Source organism: Nocardia sp. NBC_01327, assembly GCF_035958815.1.
Lineage (GTDB): Bacteria > Actinomycetota > Actinomycetes > Mycobacteriales > Mycobacteriaceae > Nocardia.
Window position 1 is genome coordinate 8,571,607 of record NZ_CP108383.1, and the last position, 21,003, is coordinate 8,592,609.

Sequence of the window (21,003 nt, forward strand, 5' to 3'; positions counted from 1 at the left end):
CCGGTCTTCGGCGCCGCTATTCGCCGACCGCGTGGCGGACACGCCCCGCGGCGCGTTCCCGGGCGGCCCGGGCGGTAGCGGCATCGAACAGTTCGAGATTCTCGAAGACGGGATCCTCATCGTCCGGTTCGACCAGGACCGCGCGCCGCAATTGTGTACGGGTCTCTTCGCGATCGGGCCGAGGGCGTTCGGGCTCCGGCGCCGCCTCCGGAACGGCCTCCTCCTCGGGCGACCGGGACAGCCGGGCCATGCGGCGGCGGCGAATGTCCTCCTCCAGGCGGACCTGCTTGCGTAGGTACGCGAGGTAGCCCACCAGCACGATGCCCGCGAGCGCGCACAGCGTCCACATGGCGGCCGAAATGGCCAGCGCGCCACCGGCGAAGATCAGTGTGCTCAGCACCAGCCCCAGCACCGCGCGCTGACGGAAGGTGTAGCGCGCGGCACGGGCGATGGCATCGGCCTCCGGGTCGTAACCACCGCGGCCACGCCGGGACGGAACGAAATCCGGGTCGTCGGAATCGACTTCGTCGTCCCACTCCCGCAGCGCGGGGACCTTGGTGCGCTGCGGCGGCTCCGGGCGGCGGCGCTGCTTCGCGGGCGGCATGTCCTCGGCGGCGATATCGGCCGCGATATCCGCCGCGACCTTCCGGCTCCCGGACCGAGGGGCGGCGCGCTCCGCCGTCCCGGAGCCCACCGGCTCCGCATCTTTCTCGGAATCTGTTGTCTCGGAATCGAATTCAGCCTCGACGGGCTTCTCGGCACTTTCCTGCGCGGCTACCGGATCCGCCTTCGACTCGGTCTCGGCGTTCAGTTCGGTATCCGCAGGCACGGATGTGGCGCTCTCCGTATCGCGTTCGCGGTCGGTGTCGAAATCCTCGTCGTCCGATTCAGCTGTGGTGCTGTCGTCCGATCTGGTCATCCGATCCTCCGGATCATCGTGGTGATGCTTCCTGCGAACCGGCACGTAGTCCGGATCGGTGTCGTGTCCGGAAGCCGGACCTTTTCTGGTGCGTGGTTCGGCGTCCCCGCGATGCAGTACCCGAGTGGCCAGCGCGGCATCGGTGTGCTGGCGAACCCGCGGATGGCGGTTGGCCAGCATGGGGAACAGCACGAACACCCAGAGCACGACAAGACCAATCCACAAGATCGAATTCGGCATCGCGCTCTACACCTCCGTCCCCGCCTGGCTCTCTTCCCTTCAGCACTTACCGGTGGTACGAGGACGCACCACCGACGTCCGTAGGCTAGTTCGGCACCTCAGTGATCACCGGCAGGCGCGCCGTCAACACCTGCCACAGTAGTCACACAAGTTACGGGAAAAGCGGATCTCACAGCCACCCCTCAGGTCTGAGAGGCGCGCCCCGCACGAATCAACTTGTCCACCACGGTCCCCGACACCTCTTCGACCGTCAGGCCCACCAGCAGGTGATCGCGCCACGCCCCGTCCACATCGAGGTAGCGGCGCAGCATCCCCTCCTCGCGGAAGCCCACATTGCGCAGTACCGCCTGGCTCGCAAGGTTTTCCGGCCGCACGGTGGCCTCCACCCGATGCAGTCCGACCTCGCCGAAGCAGTGGTCCAGGCCCAGCGCCAGCGCGGCCGTCGCCACGCCCTGACCGCTGATCTTCTCCGACACCCAGTAGCCGATCCAGGCCGACCGCAGTGCGCCGCGCACGATATTGCCGATGGTGAGCTGTCCGGCGAAATAGCCGTCCACCTCGATGACCAGCGGAATCATCGCGCCCCGACGGGCTTCCGCCTTGAGGCTGGACCACAGCGAGGGCCAGTTTCCGGAATGGTTGCGCGCCTCCCAGGCCCCGCGGCCGGTCGGCTCCCACTTCTCCAGATACTCCCGATCGCGGGTGCGGATCTTGCTCCACGCCCCGGCGTCCCGCAATCTGATGGGCCGCAGGGTCACCACGCCGGCGCCGACCCGTACCGGTCCGAGATGTGCGGGCCAGCCCGGATGCTGGGCCGACCGGAATACATTCATGTCCAAGGCCTCACCCTCGCTGTGCGAGGAAAGCGACCCGTACCTCGTCACCGGTGCGTACCTCGGTGATATCCGGATCGATCACGATAAGACTGTTGGCCTCCGCCATGGTGGCGAGCAGGTGCGAGGACGCCCCGTTCGGTCCGCCGAGGGGCTGCACCAGGTAGTCACCGGTCTGCTCATCGCGCATGAGCTGCGCGCGCAGATAGCCGCGACGCCCCGGAATGGAGGCGATCGGCAGAATGGTGCGGGCCCGCACCACCCGCCGCATGGGATGGCGCCGGCCCAGTGCGATGCGAATCAGCGGGCGCACCATGACCTCGAAAACCACAAGCGCGCCAACGGGATTCGACGGCAGCAGGAAGGTCGGCACCTCATCGCGGCCGAGCAGGCCGAAGCCCTGCACCGACCCCGGATGCATGCCGACCCGGGTGATCTCCAGTTCGCCGAGACCCTCCAGTGCCTCCCGGATCTGCTCGGACGCCCAGCCGCCCACCGCACCCGCGATCACCACGACCTCGGAGCGAACCAGCTGGCCCTCCACCACATCTCGCAGGCGCTTCGGGTCACCGCTGACAATGCCGACCCGGTTCACGTCCGCGCCCGCATCACGCGCCGCCGCCGCGAGCGCATAGGAGTTCACGTCGTAGACCTGACCCGGACCGGGGGTGCGGTCGATATCGACCAGTTCGCCGCCGACCGACAGCACCGACAGGCGCGGGCGCGGATGCACCAGCACCTTGTCGCGGCCGACCGCCGCCAGCAGACCGACCTGTGCCGGGCCGATGATCGTACCGGCGCGCACCGCGAGATCACCCGGCTGCACATCGTCGCCGATGCGGCGCACATAATCGCCCGAGCGCACCGACTCGTACACCTTGACGCGCGCCCGGCCGCCATCGGTGAAGTCAAGCGGCAGAACGGCATCCGCGAGCGTCGGCAGCGGTGCGCCGGTATCGACCCGCACCGTCTGGCGCGGCTGCAGGCGGATCGGCTGCCGGGAACCGGCCGCCACCTCACCCACCACCGGCAGCGTCAGCTCGACGGGCTCGCCGTCCTCACCGCGAATATCCGCGCCCGCACCGGAGACATCCACACTGCGCACGGCATAGCCGTCGATGGCCGCCTGATCGAAGCCCGGTAGCGGGCGTTCGGTCACCACGTCCTCAGCGCACAGCAGTCCCTGGGCCTCCGAGATCGCGACCCGGACGGGCCGCGGCGCCACTGCCGCCGCGGTCACCTTGATCTGCTGATCCTCAACCGAGCGCATGCCGCCCTTCCCTGGTCTCGCGCATTGCACACCTCGTCACGGTATTTGTCACTCGTACGAGGTCAGCTGCGGATTCCAGCTCGGGCTGAGTCGCTGTTCGAGCCACTCACGCAGAGCCGGGCCGTATTCCTCTCGTTCCAAAGCGAAATCCACCGCAGCACGAAGATATCCGCCCGGGTTGCCCAGATCGTGTCGCGACCCGCGATGGACGACCACGTGCACCGGATGTCCCTCCGCGATCAGCAGCGCGATGGCGTCCGTCAACTGCAGTTCGCCGCCCGCTCCGGGCGTGATCCGGCGTAGTGCGTCGAAAATGGCGCGGTCCAACAGATATCGGCCGGCGGCCGCGAATGTGGAGGGCGCCTCGTCCAGGGCGGGCTTCTCCACCATGCCGTTGACCTTGAGCACATCCGCGGACGCACCCGGAAGCACCTCGACATCGAAGACGCCGTACGCGCTGACCAATTCCTTCGGCACATCGATGGCGCACAGCACCGAACCGCCGTAGATCCGCCGCACGCGGGACATGACCGTCAGCACACCACTCGGCAGCACCAGATCATCGGGCAGCAGCACCGCGATGGCGTCCTCATCGGCGTCCAGCACCGATTCCGCCTGTGCCACCGCATGACCCAGGCCGAGCGGCTCCTCCTGCACCACCGAGGTGACATCGAGCAGCCCCGGCGCCTTGCGCACCTTCTCCAGCAGATGGAATTTGCCGCGCTCCTCGAGCGTGCTCTCCAGCACCAGATCCTCGACGAAATGCGCTACCACACCGTCTTTTCCGGGCGAGGTGACGATCACCAGCCGAGTGGCGCCGGAATCCGCGGCCTCGGCGGCGACCAATTCGATGCCCGGGGTGTCGACCACCGGCAGCAGCTCCTTGGGGACCGTCTTGGTCGCGGGCAGGAACCTCGTGCCGAGTCCCGCCGCGGGCACCACCGCGGTGCGGAAGCACGACTCGGTTCCGCCGCCATTAGCTGTCATGAACTCACCCTATCCATCCGTCTCATCTATCGACGCGGCCCGAACAGCGCCCCGACATCCACGAGAGCCTAAGCGTCCGCAGCGCGGGTAGCGCACCGAACGCCCGACCGAGGCGATGGGCGCGCACCCGTCACGCCGCAGCGAACCGGTTGCTACCGGCGCGAACTGCGTGAAGTACGGAACACCCCGGCGAAACCGGGGCTATCAGTTCGTACCCGGTGCGGGGGGAGGCAAACCGTGTACACCGCCACCGGCAGCGAACACACGGGTCTGCCGACGTGTTCACGCACCGTTCGCCGCGCCGTGGCTTGTCGCGAACCCGGCCGAGGTTAGCTGGCAGCCATGAGCGAGCGTGAGGATTCCCACAGCAGCGGTCCCGACACTCCCGGGGGCGGTGGCACTCCCGGCGCGGCGGCGGGCGGGGTCAGCCGGCGCAGGCTCTTCGGCGCGTCCGCGGGTGCGGCGCTGGCCGGGCTCGCGGTCGGGGCGGGCGGGGCGGTCGCCTTGCGCGGCAACGGATCCACCGCGGCGGCGTGGCCGCGGTCGGCCGAATTGGTGATCGCGCCGGATCAGGCTGCCGCGCCGCGGGTTTCGGGACTGCACCTGCAATACGGGGCGGATGCGGCCCGGGAGGCCGTGGTGTCCTGGCATACCGTCGGCTCGGTCAGCAAGCCGGTGGTGCGGTACGGGACCGCCGCCGACGGCTTCGGCAAAACGGCGGACGCCGAGACGCGGACCTATCGGGATGCCAAGGCCGGCATCGAAATTCAGGCGCACCACGCCCGCCTGACCGGGCTGAGCCCGGATACCGACTACGTCTACGCGGCCGGGCACGACGGTGCGCCGCCGGAGCTGGGCACGCTGCGCACCGCACCCGGCGGCCGCGCCAAGTTCCGGTTCACCAGCTTCGGCGATCAGGGCACGCCGACGGTCGGCAAGGCGGTGAACGGCACCTGGGTCAACGACAATCTGGGCTCGCCGTTCGCCGGCGACGTCACCGGCGGCATCGAACAGCTCGCACCGCTGTTCAATCTCGTCAACGGCGATCTCTGCTACGCCAATCTGGCCACCGACCGGCTGCGCACCTGGAACGACTGGTGGGCCAACAACTCTCGCTCGGCCCGCTACCGGCCCTGGATGCCCGCACCGGGCAATCACGAGAACGAGCTCGGTAACGGGCCCATCGGCTACGCGGCCTTCCAGACGTACTTCACCGTGCCGGACTCCGGCAGCGAGGAGCACGCGAAGGGACTCTGGTACTCCTTCACCGTCGGCGGCGTGCGCGTGATCGCGGTCGCCAATGACGACATCTGCTACCAGGACGCGGGCAACAGCTACATTCGCGGCTACTCCGGCGGCGCCCAGAAGCGCTGGCTGGAAAGCGAACTGGCGAAGGCGCGCGGCGATCGCGGCATCGACTGGGTGGTGGTGTTCATGCACCAGACCGCCATCTCCTCCGCCGACAAGTTCAACGGCGCCGACCGCGCCATCCGCGAGGACTGGCTGCCGCTGTTCGACAGGTACCAGGTCGATCTGGTGCTGTGCGGGCACGAACATCATTACGAGCGTTCGCATCCCGTGCGCGGCACGCTGGGCACCGAAACGCTGACCCCCAAGCCCGCCGACACCCGCAAGGACGTCATCGACACCACCAAGGGCACCGTGCACCTGGTGATCGGCGGCGGCGGCACGTCGGCGCCGTCCAACGCCCTGTTCTTCCCCGGCGACAAATGCCGGGTCATCACCGCCGTCGGCGATGTCGACCCCGCCACGGGCAAGAAGACCCCCGTCTACGTCATGGAGGACGCCCCCTGGTCCGCCTTCAAGGACGCCGAACACCCCTACGGCTTCTGCTCTTTCGACGTGGACCCCGGCACTCCCGGCGGCAACACCACCATCACCGCCACCTACTACGCCCTCACCGGCCCCACCAGCGACCTGAAGGCCATCGACAAGTTCACCCTCACCCGCCCCCGCTCGGATCGATAGGCGGCACCCTCGTCATCCCGGCGCGCTTCTCGGCCGGGAGGCAACTCCGAGTGTGGATCCCGGCCGAAAGCATGCCGGGATGACGAGAGGCTCGGCGGAGCGACGAGAGGCCGAGGGCGCGGTTGCGTGAGTGGCGGGCGCTTATCGTGAAGGCGTGAGCGACAGCAGCGGGTGGGACAAGCGGGCGTGGCGGGAGGAGATTCTCGCGCGGCGGAAGGCGGTGCCGGAGGAGGTGCGGGCGCGCGAGGCCGCGGCTTTGGCCGAGGGCGTCCGGCAGCTGCGGGCCGACGGGTCGGTGTGCGCCTACGTGGCGGTCGGCGGTGAGCCGGGATCGCTCGCCATGCTGGACGCGCTGCGGGCCGGAGGGGCGCGGGTGCTGCTGCCGGTGACCGGCGAGCCCGGTCCGCTGGAGTGGGCGGAGTACACCGGGGCGGAGGGGCTGCGGCGCGGGCGGTTCGGGCTGCGGGAGCCGGACGGGGCGATCGTGCCGGACGCCCTGGCGGCAGCCGGGGTGATTCTGGTGCCGGCCCTGGCGGTGGATCGGCGGGGTGTGCGATTGGGGCGTGGAGCGGGCTATTACGACCGCAGTCTGGGCGCGGCCCGATCGGAGGTACGGTTGGTCGCGGTCGTGCGGGACGATGAACTCGTGGACCATTTGCCGGAGGAGCCACACGACCACCGAATGGGGTGGGCGCTGACTCCGTCCGGCGGGCTGTACAAGCTGGAAGAACGCGCCGGGAATTGACACCCGATTGGCAGCGTTGGCACTGCCAGCTGTAGAGTGCTAATTCGACAAAGAGCGTGGAGGATAATCCCGATGCCTACTTACTCGTATGCGTGCACCGAGTGCGACAACAAGTTCGACATCGTGCAGTCCTTCTCCGATGACGCGCTGACCACCTGCGACCGCTGCAACGGCAAGCTGCGCAAGCTCTTCAACTCGGTCGGCATCGTCTTCAAGGGCAGCGGCTTCTACCGCACCGACAGCCGCAACGGCTCCACCTCGAGCGAGCCCGCCAAGGCGCCCTCGGGTGAGAACGGCTCCGGTAGCGGAACCACTCCGGCGAGCACCCCCGCGAGCACCGCGACGCCGTCGGCCCCGGCCAAGCCGAGCACGTCGAACAGCACGTCCGCCGCCTGATTCGCGTTCTGCACCAGGCGATTTCCACATAGTTTTCGTTATCCACAGCCGACCCTTTCGCGGGGTCGGCCGGTCGTTGTGCGGCCATAGTCTGGCCGCATGATCCGATTCCGCACGGCCGGCGGCCGGGACGCCGAGCTCGGCCACGATTCCCGCTTCGAGTTCGCCGCGCGCCTGCGCCCGCCCTGGGCCGACGGCGCATTGGTGCGGCGCATCGCGGCGGTCGCACTACTGGTATTCGCCGCCGTACTGGCGGTGCGCGGTGATCCGGCGGCCCGGCACACCGCGGTCCTGGTCGCCACGCGAGAACTGCCGCCCGGTCATGTCCTCGGCGACGACGATCTGCGCGCCGCGCCCCGCGAGAGCGCCACCCTGCCCGACGGCGTGATTCGCGAACCCGATCGCCTGCGCGGCGCCACCCTCACCGGCGCGGTGACCGCGGGCGAGATCCTCACCGAACTGCGGGTGGTCGGCCCGCGGCTGGCGGCCGTCGCCGCCCACTCCCCCGATGCCCGCATCGTTCCGATTCGGCTGGCGGACAACGGCCTTGCCGACATACTGCGGGCCGGAGACCGGGTCGACGTGGTGGCCGCGGAGGAACCCGGCGCCGGCGGGCGTCCGGCCCGGCTGCTGGCCGCCGACGCCGCGGTCGTCCTGGCTCCCGGCGCGAGCACCGTGCGGGGGCGCGAGGAGCGGCTGGTCCTGGTGGCGCTGGACTCCCGGCGCGCGACCGCGGTGGCGGCGGCGTCACTGCGTACGGCGCTCACCGTGGTTTTCCACTGACCAGCTATTGGTCATGCAACACCGGTACGGATGTTCCACAACCTCACGCACCCGTGAACTACCATCGCCCGATAACCGCATGGTCATGAAGTACGCAGCATGAACTTCGCCCGACTCGCTATCCGGCCCGCGCTCGCGCGAGCCAATCACGTAGAGGAGTTTTCGGCAATGCTCAAGGGTTTCAAGGAGTTTCTACTTCGCGGTAATGTTGTCGACCTGGCTGTCGCCGTTGTCATGGGTACCGCATTCGTCGCGATCGTCACCGCCTTCAGCGATGGCATCATCACTCCATTGCTCGCGGTGTTCGGCAACACCGGCAACCTGGGCCTCGGCTTCCAGCTGATCGCCGATAAACCGGCGACGTTCATCGCTATCGGCCCGATCATCACCGCGGCGCTCAATTTCGTCATTATCGCGGCGCTGCTGTACTTCGTCCTGGTGATCCCGGCCAACCGGGCCAAGGCACGCTGGGGCGCCAAAGAGACACCGCTGTCGGATAACGAACTGCTGGTACAGATTCGGGACCTGCTCGCCGAGGGCGGCAATGGCGCCGGCGGTGGCAGGCACGAAAGCTGAAGTTGCACAGAGATATTCGAAGTCTACTGAAACGAAAGCGGGCCCGGCGCGAAATGCGCCGGGCCCGTTCGTCTTACGATCACACAATCAGCCGAGGCTGAACGGTGCGCCCCACAGCGTGGTCCAGGTGATCACATTGTCGGTCTCGATTTCGACGTTCACGAAGGCACGCGCCTGGGCGTAGCCGGCGCAACCGTTCAGGCCGATGGTCTCATCAGCCCAGGTGACCGAGCCGCTGGAACCCTTGAAGGTGTTCTTGGTCTTGTGGATCGGGTTGCCGAAGTCATCCGGCATTTCCCGGTCCAGGATGTAGAACGACTGCGCCTGGCCGGGGCCGAGGGTCAGGTTGCCGCCGCCGGTGGCGCCGGCGCTCGGGGTCACGTTGCCCGAGCTGTCCCAGGAAGCGCCGCCGCTGACGCCGCCGTTGGTGTTGGCGCCATCGATGGTGACCTGGCAACCGACCACGTAACCGGGGTAGATGTTGCCGCCGACATCGGTGTTGTTACCCGAGATCTGGACCTGCGCGGAGGCCGAGACCCACGCATTGCGGTGCAGCGGGGTGTCACCCATGGACGGGTTGATGTTGGCGGACTCGCCGACGAGGTTCACCGTCACCACGGTGCCGTCGGAGAGGGTCTTGGTGAGACTTCCGCCCGGCAGCGGAATGACGGTATCGGCGTTGGCAGCGCCGGTCGAGGAGAGCAGGCCGAGGGCGACGGTTGCGACAGCGCCGACACCAGCCACCCGAGCCACAGTCTTACGGATGTTCATTACAATTGTCCCTCAGGGTTGAGTTCGCTTACGCGAGAAGTGATCTGGCGGGGGGTTATCACTCAGCCGACGCTGAACGGCTGGCCGTACAAGGTGGTCTTCGAGTAGTTGTCGCCGATGACCTCGACGGTTGTGTATGCCCGCGCCTGCGCATAGCCCGCGCAACCCTGGATCTGGATTTCGGCATCCTGGTACTCCACCGAGTAGGTACCCGGCTTCTTGATGTCCTTGTAATCGATCTGAACGAACGTCACCTGACCGGGGCCGATATTGACGCCGATCGAGCCACCCAGGTTCGCGTCGCTGAGGCTGACGCCACCGGAGATTCCGGCGGAGACGGCGTCTTCGCCGATGCTGACCTGGCAGCCGATGATGTAACCGGTGCTCAGCTGCGAGGCGCCATGGGTGGAGGAGTTGTTGGATCCCGGACTGTTCAGCGGACCGTTGTTCGGACCGACTGTGCCGTCGGGAGTGTCGGTCACGTCGGCAACAGCGTTGCCCGTGACCCATACGACGCGGCCAGCGCCGTTGGCCGCCAGCGACGGCGAAATGACGGCGTGCTCACCCGTACGGGTGATGGTGACTGTCCCACTCGGGGACACCTTCTGACCGTCCGGCAACGGTGCGAAGACATCGGCAGTAGCTGCCCCAGTCGAAAAAAGGCCGATGGCCACGGCCGCGGCCGCGCCGATACCCGCAATGCGGGCACCACGACGCAGACCGTGGGTGCGGTTCTCGCTCATACTTCCCCTCATCAGGTTTCTAGCGATCAGCCTCGACCACCGAGGCTGAAAAGGGTTCCGGCGAACCCAGCATGTGGGTCCTTGCGGACCCCGGTAAGTTTGTCGCCGCATTGTTGCCACTGTGTTACTGCTTACAATTTCTTTCATGCTGCGACGCTGGGCACTTTACATCACCGTTGTGAGCCATGAGGTGTGAGAGAAGAGGATCCAGTGCAACTACACAAGATCGAGTGACTATGTCGAGAATGCTATGGATAGCAAAAAGGGCCCGGCGCTAATCGCGCCGGGCCCCTGGGGGTTCTGCTGAAACGAACGAATCAGCCGAGGCTGAAGGGCTGCCCCCACAGGGTGACAGCGGTGATGACGTTCGGAGTCTCGATCTGCACCGCGACGAAGGCGCGAGCCTGAGCGTATCCGCCGCAACCGTTCAGATTGATGGTCTCGTCGGACCAGGTCACCGAGCCGTTCGAACCGCTGAAGACATTGCGGGTGTAGTGGTCCTCGTTGCCGTAGTCGTCGGGGGCTTCCTCGTCGAGCAGGTAGTAGGCCTTCGACTGGCCGGGGCCGAGCGTCAGGTTGCCGCCCGCCGTGCCGCCGGTGTTCCCGCCGTTCACCGACGGGCCGTTCGCACCGAAGTCGGCGCCGCCGGTCGCGCCGCCATTGGCGCCGCCACCTGCGATATTCACCTGGCAGCCGACAATGTAGCCGGGCACGATCTTGCCGCCCACGGTGCCGTTGGCGCCGGACAGCTCGACCTGCGCGCTACCGGAGACCCACGCATTGCGGTGCAGCGGAGTCGAACCCATCGACGGGTTGATGTTCGCGGACTCGCCGACGAGGCGGACCGTCACCACGGTGCCGTCGGACAGGGTCTGGGTGAGTGTGCCGCCCGCGAGCGGGACGAAGGTGTCGGCATTGGCCGCGCCGGTGGACAGCAAACCCAGAGCGGCGGTGGCGGCGACGCCGATACCCGCGGCCCGGGCCATGGTCTTTCGAAGGTTCATCGTTCTTTCCCTCTAGGGTCGAATTCGCTTATGCGAGGAATGAATTGGCGTTCACGGCGCGGTGCCGCGACATGCAGCGTCAGCCGAGGCTGAACGGCTGCCCGTAGAGGGTGGTCTTCGAGTAGTTGTCACCGATGATCTCGACAACGGAGTAGGCGCGCGCCTGGGCATAACCGGCGCAACCCTGGATCTCGATCGGCACATCCTGGTACTCGACCGAGTAGGTGCCCGGCTTCAGGATGTCCTTGGAGTTGATCTGCACGAGCTTGACCTCGCCCGGGCCGACATTCAGGCCGACCGAACCGCCCAGACTGCCGCCGGACAGATTCACGCCGCCGGAGACGCCGGCCGAAATGGCATTGTCGGCGAGACTGACCTGGCAGCCGATGATGTACCCGGTATTGAGCTGCGAGGCGCCGTGGGTGGAGGAGTTGTTGCTGCCCTGGCCGTTCGCCGGGCCGTTGTTCGGTCCGACGGCGCCGGCCGGGGTCGCGGTGACGTCGGCGAAGGTCTTGCCCGACAGCCACGCGGTGCGACCCGCGCCATTGCCCGCCATCGAGGGCGAGATGACGGCGTGCTCGCCGATCCGGGTGATGGTCACGCCCGCCGGACTCGTCTTCTGACCGTCCGGCAACGGTACGAAGGTGTCGGCATTGGCGGCGCCGGTCGACAGCAGACCGAGCGCTAGGGCGGTGGCTGCGCCGAAGCCCGCGATGCGGACGGCGCGACGGACACCGCTGGTGCGGTTCTCGCTCATTCTTTCCCTCATCAGGTTGTCTCGCATTCAGCTCCGACCACCGGAACCGACTTGGTCGCCACTGCCCAATCTCCCAAAGCGAGCAAAACTCAAGCAGCCTGCTCAAACTTCTTGGACACGTGGTTTTATCGACCCGCGGGAGACAATAGCCACATTGGTTACTATTTGGCAACACCGCTATGGCATGCGAATACCACGATGATTTGTCGCAAATGTGATTTATGCCGCCGAGCAGCGAGAGCCGCCGGGAAAGAGTGGCGAATGCGAATATGAGCGCACTCAGCGCTGAGCGAACTCAGCCGCGACGCGGTGCGTGTTCAGCCGTGATGCGGTGGCACCTGGGAGCGCAGCCAGTCGTCCCCCGACTGTCCCGAATCCGGTTCGGGCGTGCGCTCATCGCCGGTGGTACTGGGCAGCGCCTCACCGAAGACGGCCGCCAGCTTGGCGGCCTCGGCCGCCGATAAACGACGAGACCCCGCTCGGCGCGCTGCCGGGCGGGGTTCGTCGGAAGAACGGTCGGACTCGGAACTCATTCCGCCAGACCGGAGAGCTCGTCGATGACCTTGCTGGCCAGCGGGCCCAGGGTGGCCATACCGTCGCGGATCGCGGCGCGCGAACCCGGCAGGTTCACCACCAGCGTGCTGCCCGAAACGCCGGCCAGACCGCGCGAGAGGCCGGCCTCCAGCGAACCCGACGACAGCCCGGAGGCGCGCAGCGCCTCGCTGATACCCGGGAGCAGCCGGTCCAGGACCTCCTCGGTGGCCTCGGGCGTGACATCGCGCGGCGACATGCCCGTGCCGCCGACCGAGATCACCAGATCCACACCGCCGATGACGGCGGTATTGAGCGCATTGCGAATCTCCACCTCATCGGCCTGCACGGATACCGAAGCATCGACCAGGAACCCCGCCTCGGTGAGTAGTTCGGTGACCAGCGGACCGAAGGAGTCCTCGCCACCGTGGGCGGTTCGGTCGTCGACGACCACGACAAGAGCACGGCCCGCCACAGCGGCATCGATTTCCATGGTGCTCACCGTAGCGTCCCCGCCCGACAACACGTCGCCCGTGCCCGACAACAGAGCGCCCTTGTCGGACAACAGCTCCCAGCCGCCCTCCGCGGTCACTCGAATCGCGGGCATCGGGGTCGGTCCGGTCTCGTGCTGCATCAGGATGCCGCCTCTCCGAGGGTGACGTCGACGGTCTTGGCATTGTTGCCCTGATCGTCGGTGTAGGTCAGCTTGACCTTGTCGCCCGGCCGGTGCGAGCGCACCGCGGCGATCAGCGCATTGCCCGAATCGATAAGCTGGTCATCGAGTTTCGTGACGATCACATTGTTCGGGACGGCGGCCTTGGCGGCCGGACCGTCGGCGGTGACCTCGAGGATGCGGGCCCCGTTGGCGTCGTCCTGCGCGCGGACCTTCACACCGAGCTGCGCGTAGGTCGCCTTGCCGGTCTTGATCAGCTCATCGGCCACCCGGCGCGCGGTATCGACCGGAATGGCGAATCCGAGACCGATGGACCCGCTCTGCGCACCCGCGGCCTCCGACGTTCCGAGGGTGGCGATGGCGGTATTGATGCCGATCAGCTTGCCGTTCATATCGACCAGCGCACCACCGGAGTTGCCCGGGTTGATCGCCGCGTCGGTCTGGATGGCATCGATGACCGTGCCCTGCGAACCCGGCTCACCACTGGTCGACACCGGGCGGTTGAGCGAGGAGACGATGCCCGTGGTCACCGTGCCCGCCAGTCCGAGCGGCGAACCGACCGCCACCACCGACTGGCCGACCTGCAGGCCCGCGGACGCGCCGAGATCGATCGGGGCCAGGCCCTGCTTGCCGTCGACCTTGACGACCGCCAGATCCGATACCGGATCCGCGCCGACCAGCTTCGCGGGCACGGTGCTGCCGTCGCTGAAGGCCACCTGCATCTGGGCGTTCGGCCCGGCGCCGCTGACCACGTGATTATTGGTCAGGATCAGGCCGTCGGTGGACAGGATCACGCCGGACCCCTCCCCCTCGGCCTTGCTGCTCGCGACCTTGATCATGACGACGCTCGGCAGCACCTTCTGCGCGACGGCCTGCACCGAACCGGCGGGCGCATTGGCCACCGTATTGACCTTCGGCTGCGGCGCATCGAGCGCATTGGACAGCGAGGAACCGTTGCTGTCATGAGTGGCCAGCGCACCGACCGCGCCGCCGATGCCACCGCTCAGCAGTGCCAGCGCCACCGCGCCCACGACCAGACCGGTCCGGACGGGCCGCTTGGGCGCGGGGCCGCCGGGCGCACCGGGATATCCGGGACCGTTCGGCGGTCCACCCGGACCGACCGGGCCGCCGAAGATCGGCTCGGTGGGCGGATGCCCGCCCGCGTACCCCGACGCCGCGTACTGCCCGTAGGCGCCGGCCGGGAGCTGTTCGGTGCCGGAGGCCGGAAACTGTTCTGTGGCATGCACTCCCGAGGGATCCACACCGCCGTAGCCGGCCGGAGCCGCACCGTAGGGCTGGCCACCGAAGCCCTGGGCGGGATAGCCCTGGGGTGCGGAGGAACCGGGCCCGTAGGCCGGACCGCTCGCGCCCGGACCGCTCGGGGCGCCGTAGCCGGGAGCGGATTGGCCCGCCTGGTAGCCCGGATAGGGCGCGCCGGAGCTCTGACCGCCGCGCGCCCAGGCCGAATCCTGATGCGGCTGGGCCGGCGCTTGCTGATACGGCTGTGCCGGTGCGCCGGGCTCTGCGACGCCGCCCTCGGCGGGAGCGCCGGGCGGTGTGGCCGATTCGGCGGACTGTGCGGAGGCGGCGGGCTGTGCGGGAGCGCCGGAGTCGGATCCACTGTGCGCCGGGGACTCGGGAGAGGCGGACGGGTCGACGAACGACCGGTCGGCATCGCGGGGGTCGGGCTGCACATCGCGGTGGTCGGGCTGCGCAGAGGAGGCGCCTGGTTCGGTGCCCCGCTTCGAATCCTCGGTCATGTTTCTCGTTTCTCCTCGAGTCTCGTAGCCAAGAGTGGCGGTGACGACTGAGAGCGGACTGAGACCGTGCTGGTTTTTTCCGGAGGCTTTCCGGAAATCAGGTCTCGGGGACCGCGAAAGGTGTGCCTTCTCCAGGCAGCACGATACGGATCAAAGCGCCCCCGCGTTCGGAAGTATCGATGCTGATGGTGCCGCCGTGCTTGGTCACCACCTGCTTCACGATGGCCAGGCCCAGGCCGGAGCCGGGCATGGAGCGCGAGGTCATGGTCCGATAGAAGCGTTCGAACACCAGCTCGCGCTCGGCAGGCGGAATACCGGGACCGGCGTCGTCGACGGCCAGCTCCAGCAGCCCGCGCCCGGCCTCGCGCATGGTGACCCGCACCGTGCCGCCCGCCGGACTCCATTTGGCGGCATTGTCGAGCACATTGAGGATGGCACGCTCGAGCCCGGCCTCGTGGCCGAAGACGAACCAGGGCAGCAGCTGGGCATCGAATTCGACACCGCTGCGCCGCCGCCGCGCCCGCTCCAGTGCGCGCCCGGCCACATCGCCGATATCGACCTGCTCGTAGACGAGATCGGGGGCGTCCTCGCGAGCCAGGTCCACCAGATCGCCCACCAGCGTGGACAATTCCTCGATCTGCGCCATGACGTCCGAGCGCAGTTCGACCATGTCCTCATCCGGAATACGCGGCGCACCCGGACGCGACGAGGCGATCAACAACTCCATATTCGTGCGCAAAGACGTCAGTGGCGTCTTCAGCTCATGACCGGCGTCGGCCACCAAACGCCGCTGCCGCTCCCGGGATTCGGTGAGCGCGCGCAGCATGGTGTTGAAACTCTCAGTGAGCCTGGCGAGTTCATCATCACCCGTGACCGGAATGGGAGTGAGGTCATCGGTGCGAGCGACTCGTTCGGTGGCCGCGGTCAGCCGGGCGATGGGCCGCAAACCGGTGCGCCCCACCGCGGTTCCCGCGGCCGCGGCGAGCATGACCCCGCAGCCGCCGACCACGAACAGCAGCCACGCCAGCCGATCCAGTACCTCCCGGGTGGGTTGCAGTCGCTGCGAAACCACCAGGGTGGAACCGGAATGCGTGCGCCGAGCCAGCACCCGCTGATTGTCGACGGTGCGCAGCGAGAAGCCGATCTCCCCGCGCGCCACCGCCAATTCCTGTTTGCCCACCGGCGGATTGGTGGTCTGCGGCGGCACGTACGGGGACAGGTCCGGAAAGATCAGCGCCACACCGACATCATTCGAATACAGCCCGGCCAGCACGATCGACTGGAAGCCGAGCGAATCGAAGTTGTTGTCGATCATCAGCGAAGCCCGTGCGCGCAGTTGCGAATCCACATCCGCGTACAGCGAGCGCGCCACCATCGCATAGGCCGCGATGGAGGTGAAGGCCACGGCGACGGCCACCACGGAGGCGGCCAGCAGCGTCACCCGCCAGCGCAGCGATACCGAACGCGTCAGCGGCATCGGCGGGCGCATATCGGGTTCCGGCGAATTGCCGAGTCCGGCGACCAGCGGCCGCCGCGGAATACTCCTGCCCACGTACCCGGCCCCTACGGCGGGGTCTCGCGCAGCACATACCCGACGCCCCGCACGGTGTGAATGAGTCGCGGCTCACCCTCGGCTTCGGTTTTGCGGCGCAGATATCCGATGTAGACCTCCAGCGCATTGCCGGAGGTCGGAAAGTCGTAGCCCCATACCTCTTCGAGAATGCGGCTGCGGGTGAGCACCCGGCGCGGATTGGCCATCAGCATTTCCAGCAGCGAGAACTCGGTGCGGGTCAGGCTGATCGACCGTTCGCCGCGCAGCACCTCGCGGGTGACCGGATCCAGCGACAGGTCGGCGAACTGCATGGCCTCCGACCCCTCCATCTGGTCGACGGTGGTGCGGCGCAGCAGCGCCCGCAGCCGGGCCAGCAGCTCTTCCAGGGCGAACGGCTTGGGCAGGTAGTCGTCGGCGCCGGCATCGAGTCCGGCTACCCGCTCGGAGACCGAATCCCGTGCCGTGAGTACCAGAATCGGCAGATCATCGCCGGTGCTGCGGAGCCGGCGGCACACCTCGAGCCCGTCCATACGGGGCATCATCACGTCGAGTACCAGAGCATCGGGCCGCGAGCTGGTGGTCTTCTCGAGGGCGTCCACACCGTCGACCGCGAGGTCGACGGTATAGCCGTTGAAGGTCAGCGAGCGACGCAGCGATTCCCGGACCGCGCGGTCGTCGTCGACTACCAGAATGCGCATGGCCTCCAGTCTGCCCACAGCGACTGAGAGGTCACTGAGAAGGGCCACTTCGACACGCCGGACGAGATCCGGCGGTGACCAGCGAGTTTCACGGGGGCCCGATGCGCGCAGGGTACTCGGTTCGCTTTCGGAATTCGAAAAACGTTGCGCGCGGCTGTATTCGGAGTCGTGTACAGCGAGTTGCTCGAATTGCCGATACACAGCCCGCGCGGTATGTTGCAGGCCGGAAAAGAAGACCTCTAGTTGGTTCCGCGCGGGGTTCTGCCCTACGCCGCACAACCGCATACGACCTGGGGGTCACTCGTGAAAAGCGGAGGCGACGGAAGCGGGATGGAAGCGACACCCCGGTCCTGGCAATTGAGCCTGTCCAACTGGCCCGTCACACGCAAGGTCGGCATCGTTCTGGTGCTCCCGGTGTTGCTCGCCTCGACCTTCGCGGTCTTGCGCATCAACTCCGAGCTGCAAACGATCAACAGCCTGAGCGCCGGTACGGAACAGGCCGCCGTAATGGGCCCAACAATCAAATTCGAGTCCGCAACACAGGAACTCGCCGTACAGACGATCGACGGCTGGGGAAACCCGGACGCTGATCCCGCCATCGACGCCGCCGCCGGAAAGTTCGATCAGGCCGCCGCCGACCTCGATATGCTGCTGCGCGCCTCCAAGGTGGACGTCGGCATCGTGCAGCAGCTCGATCAGGCCATCACGATGGCCAAGACCATGCGCAACAACCGGCACAGCGGCTCCGCGCAGGCGGTGGCCGATCAGTCCGAGGCGGTCTCGCAGAAGATCCAGACCGCGCTTTCGACCTCGCAGTCGGTCTCGGATCTGCGTGTGCAGCAGCTGTTCCTGCAGCAGGGCACCCTGATGACCGCCGGGCGTCTGCTCACCCAGGAACGCACCATGCTCGCCACCCCGGGGCTCGGTACGAACCAGGGCCTGCGGGTCCGGCTGCTCACCTCCATCGGCGCCGAGATCACGCTGCTGCAGGTGTATCAGAGCCTGTACGCGAATTCGGCGCAGGGCGACGGCGGACTCCGGGACGCCGCGAACGTCCGTATCGGCATCCTCGCGCAGGGCGTGCCCGATCCGGCCGCGGTCCCGGCCATGAACGACGCGGTCAACGCCAGTCTCAACGGCTACCACTCGGTGATGGCCGATATCGGAGTCGCGCTGGACGCCAAGCTCGCTCAGCTCAGCACCGACGCCCGCAATACGGTGCTGCGCGATACCTCCATCGTTATCGGCATGCTCCTGGCCGGTCTGGCGCTCGCCCTGGTGGTGGCGCGCTCACTGGTCGTGCCCGTCCGGCGCCTGCGCCGGGATGCCCTCCAGGTCGCGCACATCGATCTGCCGCAGGAACTCGAAGTGGTGCGCGCCGGTGGCGCCACCCCCGAGATCACCCCGGTCGACGTGCACACCACCGAGGAGATCGGGCAGCTGGCCCGCGCCGTCGACGATATCCACACCCAGGCGCTGCACCTCGCCGCCGAACAGGCCCGGCTGCGATTGCAGATCGGCAATATGTTCGAGACCCTTTCCCGCCGTAGCCAATCGCTCGTCGAACAGCAGTTGACGCTGATCGAGGAGCTGGAGCGCGACGAGGACGACTCCGAGCGGCTGCAGAGCCTGTTCCGCCTCGACCACCTGGCCACCCGCATGCGCCGCAACGGCGACAACCTGCTGGTGCTGGCCGGAACCGCGCTGCGCCGTGGCCATCTCACGCCGGTGCCGCTTTCGGACATGCTGTGGTCCTCGGTCTCGCAGGTGGAGGACTACCAGCGCGCCGAGATCGGCACCGTGCCCGACGGCATCGTCGCCGGTGAGCCGGCCGTCGATATCGAGCACCTGCTGGCCGAGTTGATCGACAACGCACTGCGCTACTCCCCGCCGTCCACTCCGGTGGCGGTGTCCGTGGCGCGCGCCGTGGACGGGGGCTACCTCATCGAGATCACCGACCGGGGCCTCGGCATGAATGCCGAAGACCTGCAGTCCATCAACGACCGGCTCGCCTCCGGTGGTGAGGTCAATGTCGAGACCGCCCGCCGCATGGGCCTGTTCGTCGTGGGCCGGCTCGCCAAGCGGCACAACATCACCGTGAGCCTGCGCCGCACCTCCGCCATGGTGCAGCAGCCGGGCATCACCGCCAGCGTCCACCTGCCGGGCACCCTCGTCTCGCCCGCGCCGGAACGTGGCGGCGACAACGGCAATACCGGTCAGTTCCCGGTCACCGCGGCCCTGCCCGTGGCGCCCGGCGCGGTGGCTCCGGTCGCCACGGTCTCCACGCTGCCGCAGTCTCCGGTGTCCACACCGCAGCCCGTGGTCGCACCGCCGCGGCTGATGCCGGTGCCGAACGCACCGGAGGTCGTGACCACCGGCCGGTTCGGGGTCACCAGTTCCGGCCTGCCGCAGCGTAAGACGCCCGGCGGCGATACCGGCGAACAGCCGGCCCTCACCGGATTCGGTGTGGAGAAGCCGTATACGGACAATTTCGTCGACGCCTTCGCGGGCGCCGGCGATCCCACCGCGACCTACAGCGTGGTCGGTCCGCAGACCCAGCCGCCGGTCGACTTCTGGGGTGATACCGGTCAGCACGAGGTGCAGCAGCCCGAACCGGCTGCCCCCCTGAGCCCGGCCGCACCGGTGGGCAATGGCGGCAATGGCAACGGCGGCAATGGGAACGGCTACGACGACGCCGGTACCGGCGGCGACGATACGGGCACCTACTTCGCGAACGGGTACAGCGCGTTCGGGAACGACAGCGGCAGCCCGGTCGGTGGCAGCCCCGCCGGCACCGCGCCGAATGGCAACGTGCCCAATGGAAACGGTCTGACCAGCGGCGATACCTACCGCGAGACTGCCGGAAACGGCAACGGCGCCACCGTGAACAGCCTCGGGAACAATTTCGGCAACGGCAACAGCCATGGTTTCGGCACCGAGCCTGTGGCCGCCCCGCTCCCGCAGCGCGGGCAGGCTCCGCAACCGCAACCGCAACAGCAGCAACCGCAGCCCGCGCAGCGCCCGGCCGGTGACTCCGTCATGTCGGGGAGCCCGATCTATCAGCGCATGGTCTCGGAGTGGTTGGTGGAACCCGCCTCCGGCGCTCAGGACGACAGCGCGGAATGGTCGTCGACCTCGGATGCCGGCTGGGCCGCCGCCGCGGAAGCCGCCAATCCGACCTCCAGTTCCAAGACGCAGGGCGGGTTGCCGATCCGGCGGCCCGGGGCGCAGTTGGTGCCCGGTGCGGTGGCGCAGGAGGACGAGACCGGTGCCCGCAATCCGGATGAGATCCGTAACAGCTTGACGAGGCACCTCAGCGGCGTTCGCTCTGGACGCGCAGACTCGCAGTACACAGACGGAGGGCATGCATGACCGACTCCCAGCGCACCACCACCGATGAGAATCTGAACTGGCTGGTCACCCGCTTCACCCGCGAAGTGCCCGGTGTCTCGCATGCCGTCCTGGTTTCGGCCGATGGACTTATGCAGGCGACCAGTCCGCATCTGCCGGCCGATCGGGGCGAACAGCTCGCCGCGGTCACCGCCGGTCTGGCCAGCCTCTCGGCCGGTGCGGCACAGCTTTTCGACGGTGGCAAGGTCATGCAGTCCATCGTCGAAATGCAGCGCGGCTACCTGCTCGTCATGACCGTCGGCAACGGCTCGCACCTGGCGGTGCTGGCCAATAAACAGCACGACATCGGCCGAATCGGCTACGAGATGGCGCTGCTGGTCGACCGGGTCGGGTCGGTGGTGCAGGCCACTGCCCGTACGGCCTGA

General features: G+C 67.8%; 20 protein-coding genes. 7 read left to right on the forward strand and 13 right to left on the reverse strand.

Annotated features, from left to right (window positions below; all coding sequences use genetic code 11):
- Positions 1-16: 16 nt before the first annotated feature.
- The 4 genes from sepX to OG326_RS39590 all read right to left on the reverse strand — a co-directional run bounded on the left by sepX (position 17) and on the right by OG326_RS39590 (position 4,249).
- A complete protein-coding gene (gene sepX / locus OG326_RS39575; protein ID WP_327142212.1) occupies positions 17-1,159 on the reverse strand; it encodes a divisome protein SepX/GlpR in 1,143 nt (380 codons plus the stop codon).
- 182 nt (positions 1,160-1,341) lie between these two features.
- Positions 1,342-1,992, reverse strand: coding sequence for a GNAT family N-acetyltransferase (locus OG326_RS39580; RefSeq protein ID WP_327142213.1), 651 nt, complete (start codon positions 1,990-1,992; stop codon positions 1,342-1,344).
- 10 nt (positions 1,993-2,002) lie between these two features.
- Positions 2,003-3,262 carry a molybdotransferase-like divisome protein Glp gene (glp, locus tag OG326_RS39585; protein ID WP_297613443.1) on the reverse strand — a complete coding sequence of 420 codons (1,260 nt, stop codon included), beginning with the start codon at positions 3,260-3,262 and terminating at the stop codon, positions 2,003-2,005.
- 48 nt (positions 3,263-3,310) lie between these two features.
- Positions 3,311-4,249: a UTP--glucose-1-phosphate uridylyltransferase gene (locus tag OG326_RS39590; RefSeq protein ID WP_327142214.1), complete on the reverse strand. Its 939-nt coding sequence runs from the start codon at positions 4,247-4,249 to the stop codon at positions 3,311-3,313.
- 342 nt (positions 4,250-4,591) lie between these two features.
- On the opposite strand from OG326_RS39590, the gene OG326_RS39595 reads away from it, so the two are divergent.
- From OG326_RS39595 to mscL, 5 genes are all read left to right on the forward strand, one after another.
- Complete coding sequence (locus tag OG326_RS39595) at positions 4,592-6,238, forward strand: purple acid phosphatase family protein (protein ID WP_327142215.1); 1,647 nt, start codon at positions 4,592-4,594, stop codon at positions 6,236-6,238.
- 154 nt (positions 6,239-6,392) lie between these two features.
- Positions 6,393-6,983 (forward strand): 5-formyltetrahydrofolate cyclo-ligase, encoded by a 591-nt coding sequence (locus OG326_RS39600; protein ID WP_327142216.1) that lies wholly within the window; start codon positions 6,393-6,395, stop codon positions 6,981-6,983.
- Between the two features lie 72 nt (positions 6,984-7,055).
- Entirely contained in the window at positions 7,056-7,379 is a 324-nt protein-coding gene (locus tag OG326_RS39605; RefSeq protein ID WP_327142217.1) for an FmdB family zinc ribbon protein, read from the forward strand.
- Between the two features lie 99 nt (positions 7,380-7,478).
- Complete coding sequence (locus OG326_RS39610; RefSeq protein WP_327142218.1) at positions 7,479-8,162, forward strand: SAF domain-containing protein; 684 nt, start codon at positions 7,479-7,481, stop codon at positions 8,160-8,162.
- Between the two features lie 168 nt (positions 8,163-8,330).
- Positions 8,331-8,738, forward strand: a complete 408-nt coding sequence (mscL, locus tag OG326_RS39615) for a large conductance mechanosensitive channel protein MscL (RefSeq protein WP_327146738.1) — start codon at positions 8,331-8,333, stop codon at positions 8,736-8,738.
- Positions 8,739-8,825: 87 nt separating this feature from the next.
- Here mscL and OG326_RS39620 read toward each other — a convergent pair whose 3' ends face one another.
- The 9 genes from OG326_RS39620 to OG326_RS39660 all read right to left on the reverse strand — a co-directional run bounded on the left by OG326_RS39620 (position 8,826) and on the right by OG326_RS39660 (position 17,227).
- Positions 8,826-9,509, reverse strand: coding sequence for an MspA family porin (locus tag OG326_RS39620; protein ID WP_327142219.1), 684 nt, complete (start codon positions 9,507-9,509; stop codon positions 8,826-8,828).
- A gap of 62 nt (positions 9,510-9,571) precedes the next feature.
- Complete coding sequence (locus OG326_RS39625; RefSeq protein WP_327142220.1) at positions 9,572-10,252, reverse strand: MspA family porin; 681 nt, start codon at positions 10,250-10,252, stop codon at positions 9,572-9,574.
- 317 nt (positions 10,253-10,569) lie between these two features.
- A complete protein-coding gene (locus OG326_RS39630) occupies positions 10,570-11,256 on the reverse strand; it encodes an MspA family porin (RefSeq protein ID WP_327142221.1) in 687 nt (228 codons plus the stop codon).
- A gap of 79 nt (positions 11,257-11,335) precedes the next feature.
- Positions 11,336-12,013, reverse strand: coding sequence for an MspA family porin (locus OG326_RS39635; RefSeq protein WP_327142222.1), 678 nt, complete (start codon positions 12,011-12,013; stop codon positions 11,336-11,338).
- Positions 12,014-12,330: 317 nt separating this feature from the next.
- The gene (locus OG326_RS39640; RefSeq protein ID WP_327142223.1) at positions 12,331-12,546 is read right to left on the reverse strand and encodes a hypothetical protein; all 216 of its coding nucleotides are present in this window, start codon (positions 12,544-12,546) and stop codon (positions 12,331-12,333) included.
- Positions 12,543-13,037 (reverse strand): MogA/MoaB family molybdenum cofactor biosynthesis protein, encoded by a 495-nt coding sequence (locus tag OG326_RS39645; protein ID WP_297613539.1) that lies wholly within the window; start codon positions 13,035-13,037, stop codon positions 12,543-12,545. Before OG326_RS39645 ends, OG326_RS39640 begins: the two co-directional genes overlap by 4 nt.
- 140 nt (positions 13,038-13,177) lie before the next feature.
- Entirely contained in the window at positions 13,178-14,479 is a 1,302-nt protein-coding gene (locus OG326_RS39650; protein WP_327146739.1) for a S1C family serine protease, read from the reverse strand.
- Positions 14,480-15,074: 595 nt separating this feature from the next.
- Complete coding sequence (locus OG326_RS39655; protein WP_327146740.1) at positions 15,075-16,466, reverse strand: HAMP domain-containing sensor histidine kinase; 1,392 nt, start codon at positions 16,464-16,466, stop codon at positions 15,075-15,077.
- Between the two features lie 74 nt (positions 16,467-16,540).
- Entirely contained in the window at positions 16,541-17,227 is a 687-nt protein-coding gene (locus tag OG326_RS39660) for a response regulator transcription factor (RefSeq protein ID WP_327142224.1), read from the reverse strand.
- 330 nt (positions 17,228-17,557) lie between these two features.
- Here OG326_RS39660 and OG326_RS39665 point away from each other — a divergent pair, with 330 nt between their 5' ends.
- Together OG326_RS39665 and OG326_RS39670 are read left to right on the forward strand one after the other, a co-directional pair.
- Positions 17,558-20,599: a sensor histidine kinase gene (locus OG326_RS39665; protein ID WP_327142225.1), complete on the forward strand. Its 3,042-nt coding sequence runs from the start codon at positions 17,558-17,560 to the stop codon at positions 20,597-20,599.
- A complete protein-coding gene (locus tag OG326_RS39670; RefSeq protein WP_297613417.1) occupies positions 20,596-21,003 on the forward strand; it encodes a roadblock/LC7 domain-containing protein in 408 nt (135 codons plus the stop codon). The genes OG326_RS39665 and OG326_RS39670 overlap by 4 nt, the downstream gene beginning before the upstream one ends.

Coding starts and splice junctions, on each gene's coding strand:
- OG326_RS39670 (WP_297613417.1), top strand. CDS start 20,596: ATGACCGACTCCCAGCGCACCACCACCGATGAGAATCTGAACTGGCTG.
- OG326_RS39595 (WP_327142215.1), top strand. CDS start 4,592: ATGAGCGAGCGTGAGGATTCCCACAGCAGCGGTCCCGACACTCCCGGG.
- OG326_RS39665 (WP_327142225.1), top strand. CDS start 17,558: ATGGAAGCGACACCCCGGTCCTGGCAATTGAGCCTGTCCAACTGGCCC.
- OG326_RS39660 (WP_327142224.1), bottom strand. CDS start 17,227: ATGCGCATTCTGGTAGTCGACGACGACCGCGCGGTCCGGGAATCGCTG.
- sepX (WP_327142212.1), bottom strand. CDS start 1,159: ATGCCGAATTCGATCTTGTGGATTGGTCTTGTCGTGCTCTGGGTGTTC.
- OG326_RS39620 (WP_327142219.1), bottom strand. CDS start 9,509: ATGAACATCCGTAAGACTGTGGCTCGGGTGGCTGGTGTCGGCGCTGTC.
- glp (WP_297613443.1), bottom strand. CDS start 3,262: ATGCGCTCGGTTGAGGATCAGCAGATCAAGGTGACCGCGGCGGCAGTG.
- mscL (WP_327146738.1), top strand. CDS start 8,331: ATGCTCAAGGGTTTCAAGGAGTTTCTACTTCGCGGTAATGTTGTCGAC.
- OG326_RS39605 (WP_327142217.1), top strand. CDS start 7,056: ATGCCTACTTACTCGTATGCGTGCACCGAGTGCGACAACAAGTTCGAC.
- OG326_RS39590 (WP_327142214.1), bottom strand. CDS start 4,249: ATGACAGCTAATGGCGGCGGAACCGAGTCGTGCTTCCGCACCGCGGTG.
- OG326_RS39580 (WP_327142213.1), bottom strand. CDS start 1,992: ATGAATGTATTCCGGTCGGCCCAGCATCCGGGCTGGCCCGCACATCTC.
- OG326_RS39625 (WP_327142220.1), bottom strand. CDS start 10,252: ATGAGCGAGAACCGCACCCACGGTCTGCGTCGTGGTGCCCGCATTGCG.
- OG326_RS39610 (WP_327142218.1), top strand. CDS start 7,479: ATGATCCGATTCCGCACGGCCGGCGGCCGGGACGCCGAGCTCGGCCAC.
- OG326_RS39635 (WP_327142222.1), bottom strand. CDS start 12,013: ATGAGCGAGAACCGCACCAGCGGTGTCCGTCGCGCCGTCCGCATCGCG.
- OG326_RS39645 (WP_297613539.1), bottom strand. CDS start 13,037: ATGGAAATCGATGCCGCTGTGGCGGGCCGTGCTCTTGTCGTGGTCGTC.
- OG326_RS39655 (WP_327146740.1), bottom strand. CDS start 16,466: ATGCGCCCGCCGATGCCGCTGACGCGTTCGGTATCGCTGCGCTGGCGG.
- OG326_RS39640 (WP_327142223.1), bottom strand. CDS start 12,546: ATGAGTTCCGAGTCCGACCGTTCTTCCGACGAACCCCGCCCGGCAGCG.
- OG326_RS39630 (WP_327142221.1), bottom strand. CDS start 11,256: ATGAACCTTCGAAAGACCATGGCCCGGGCCGCGGGTATCGGCGTCGCC.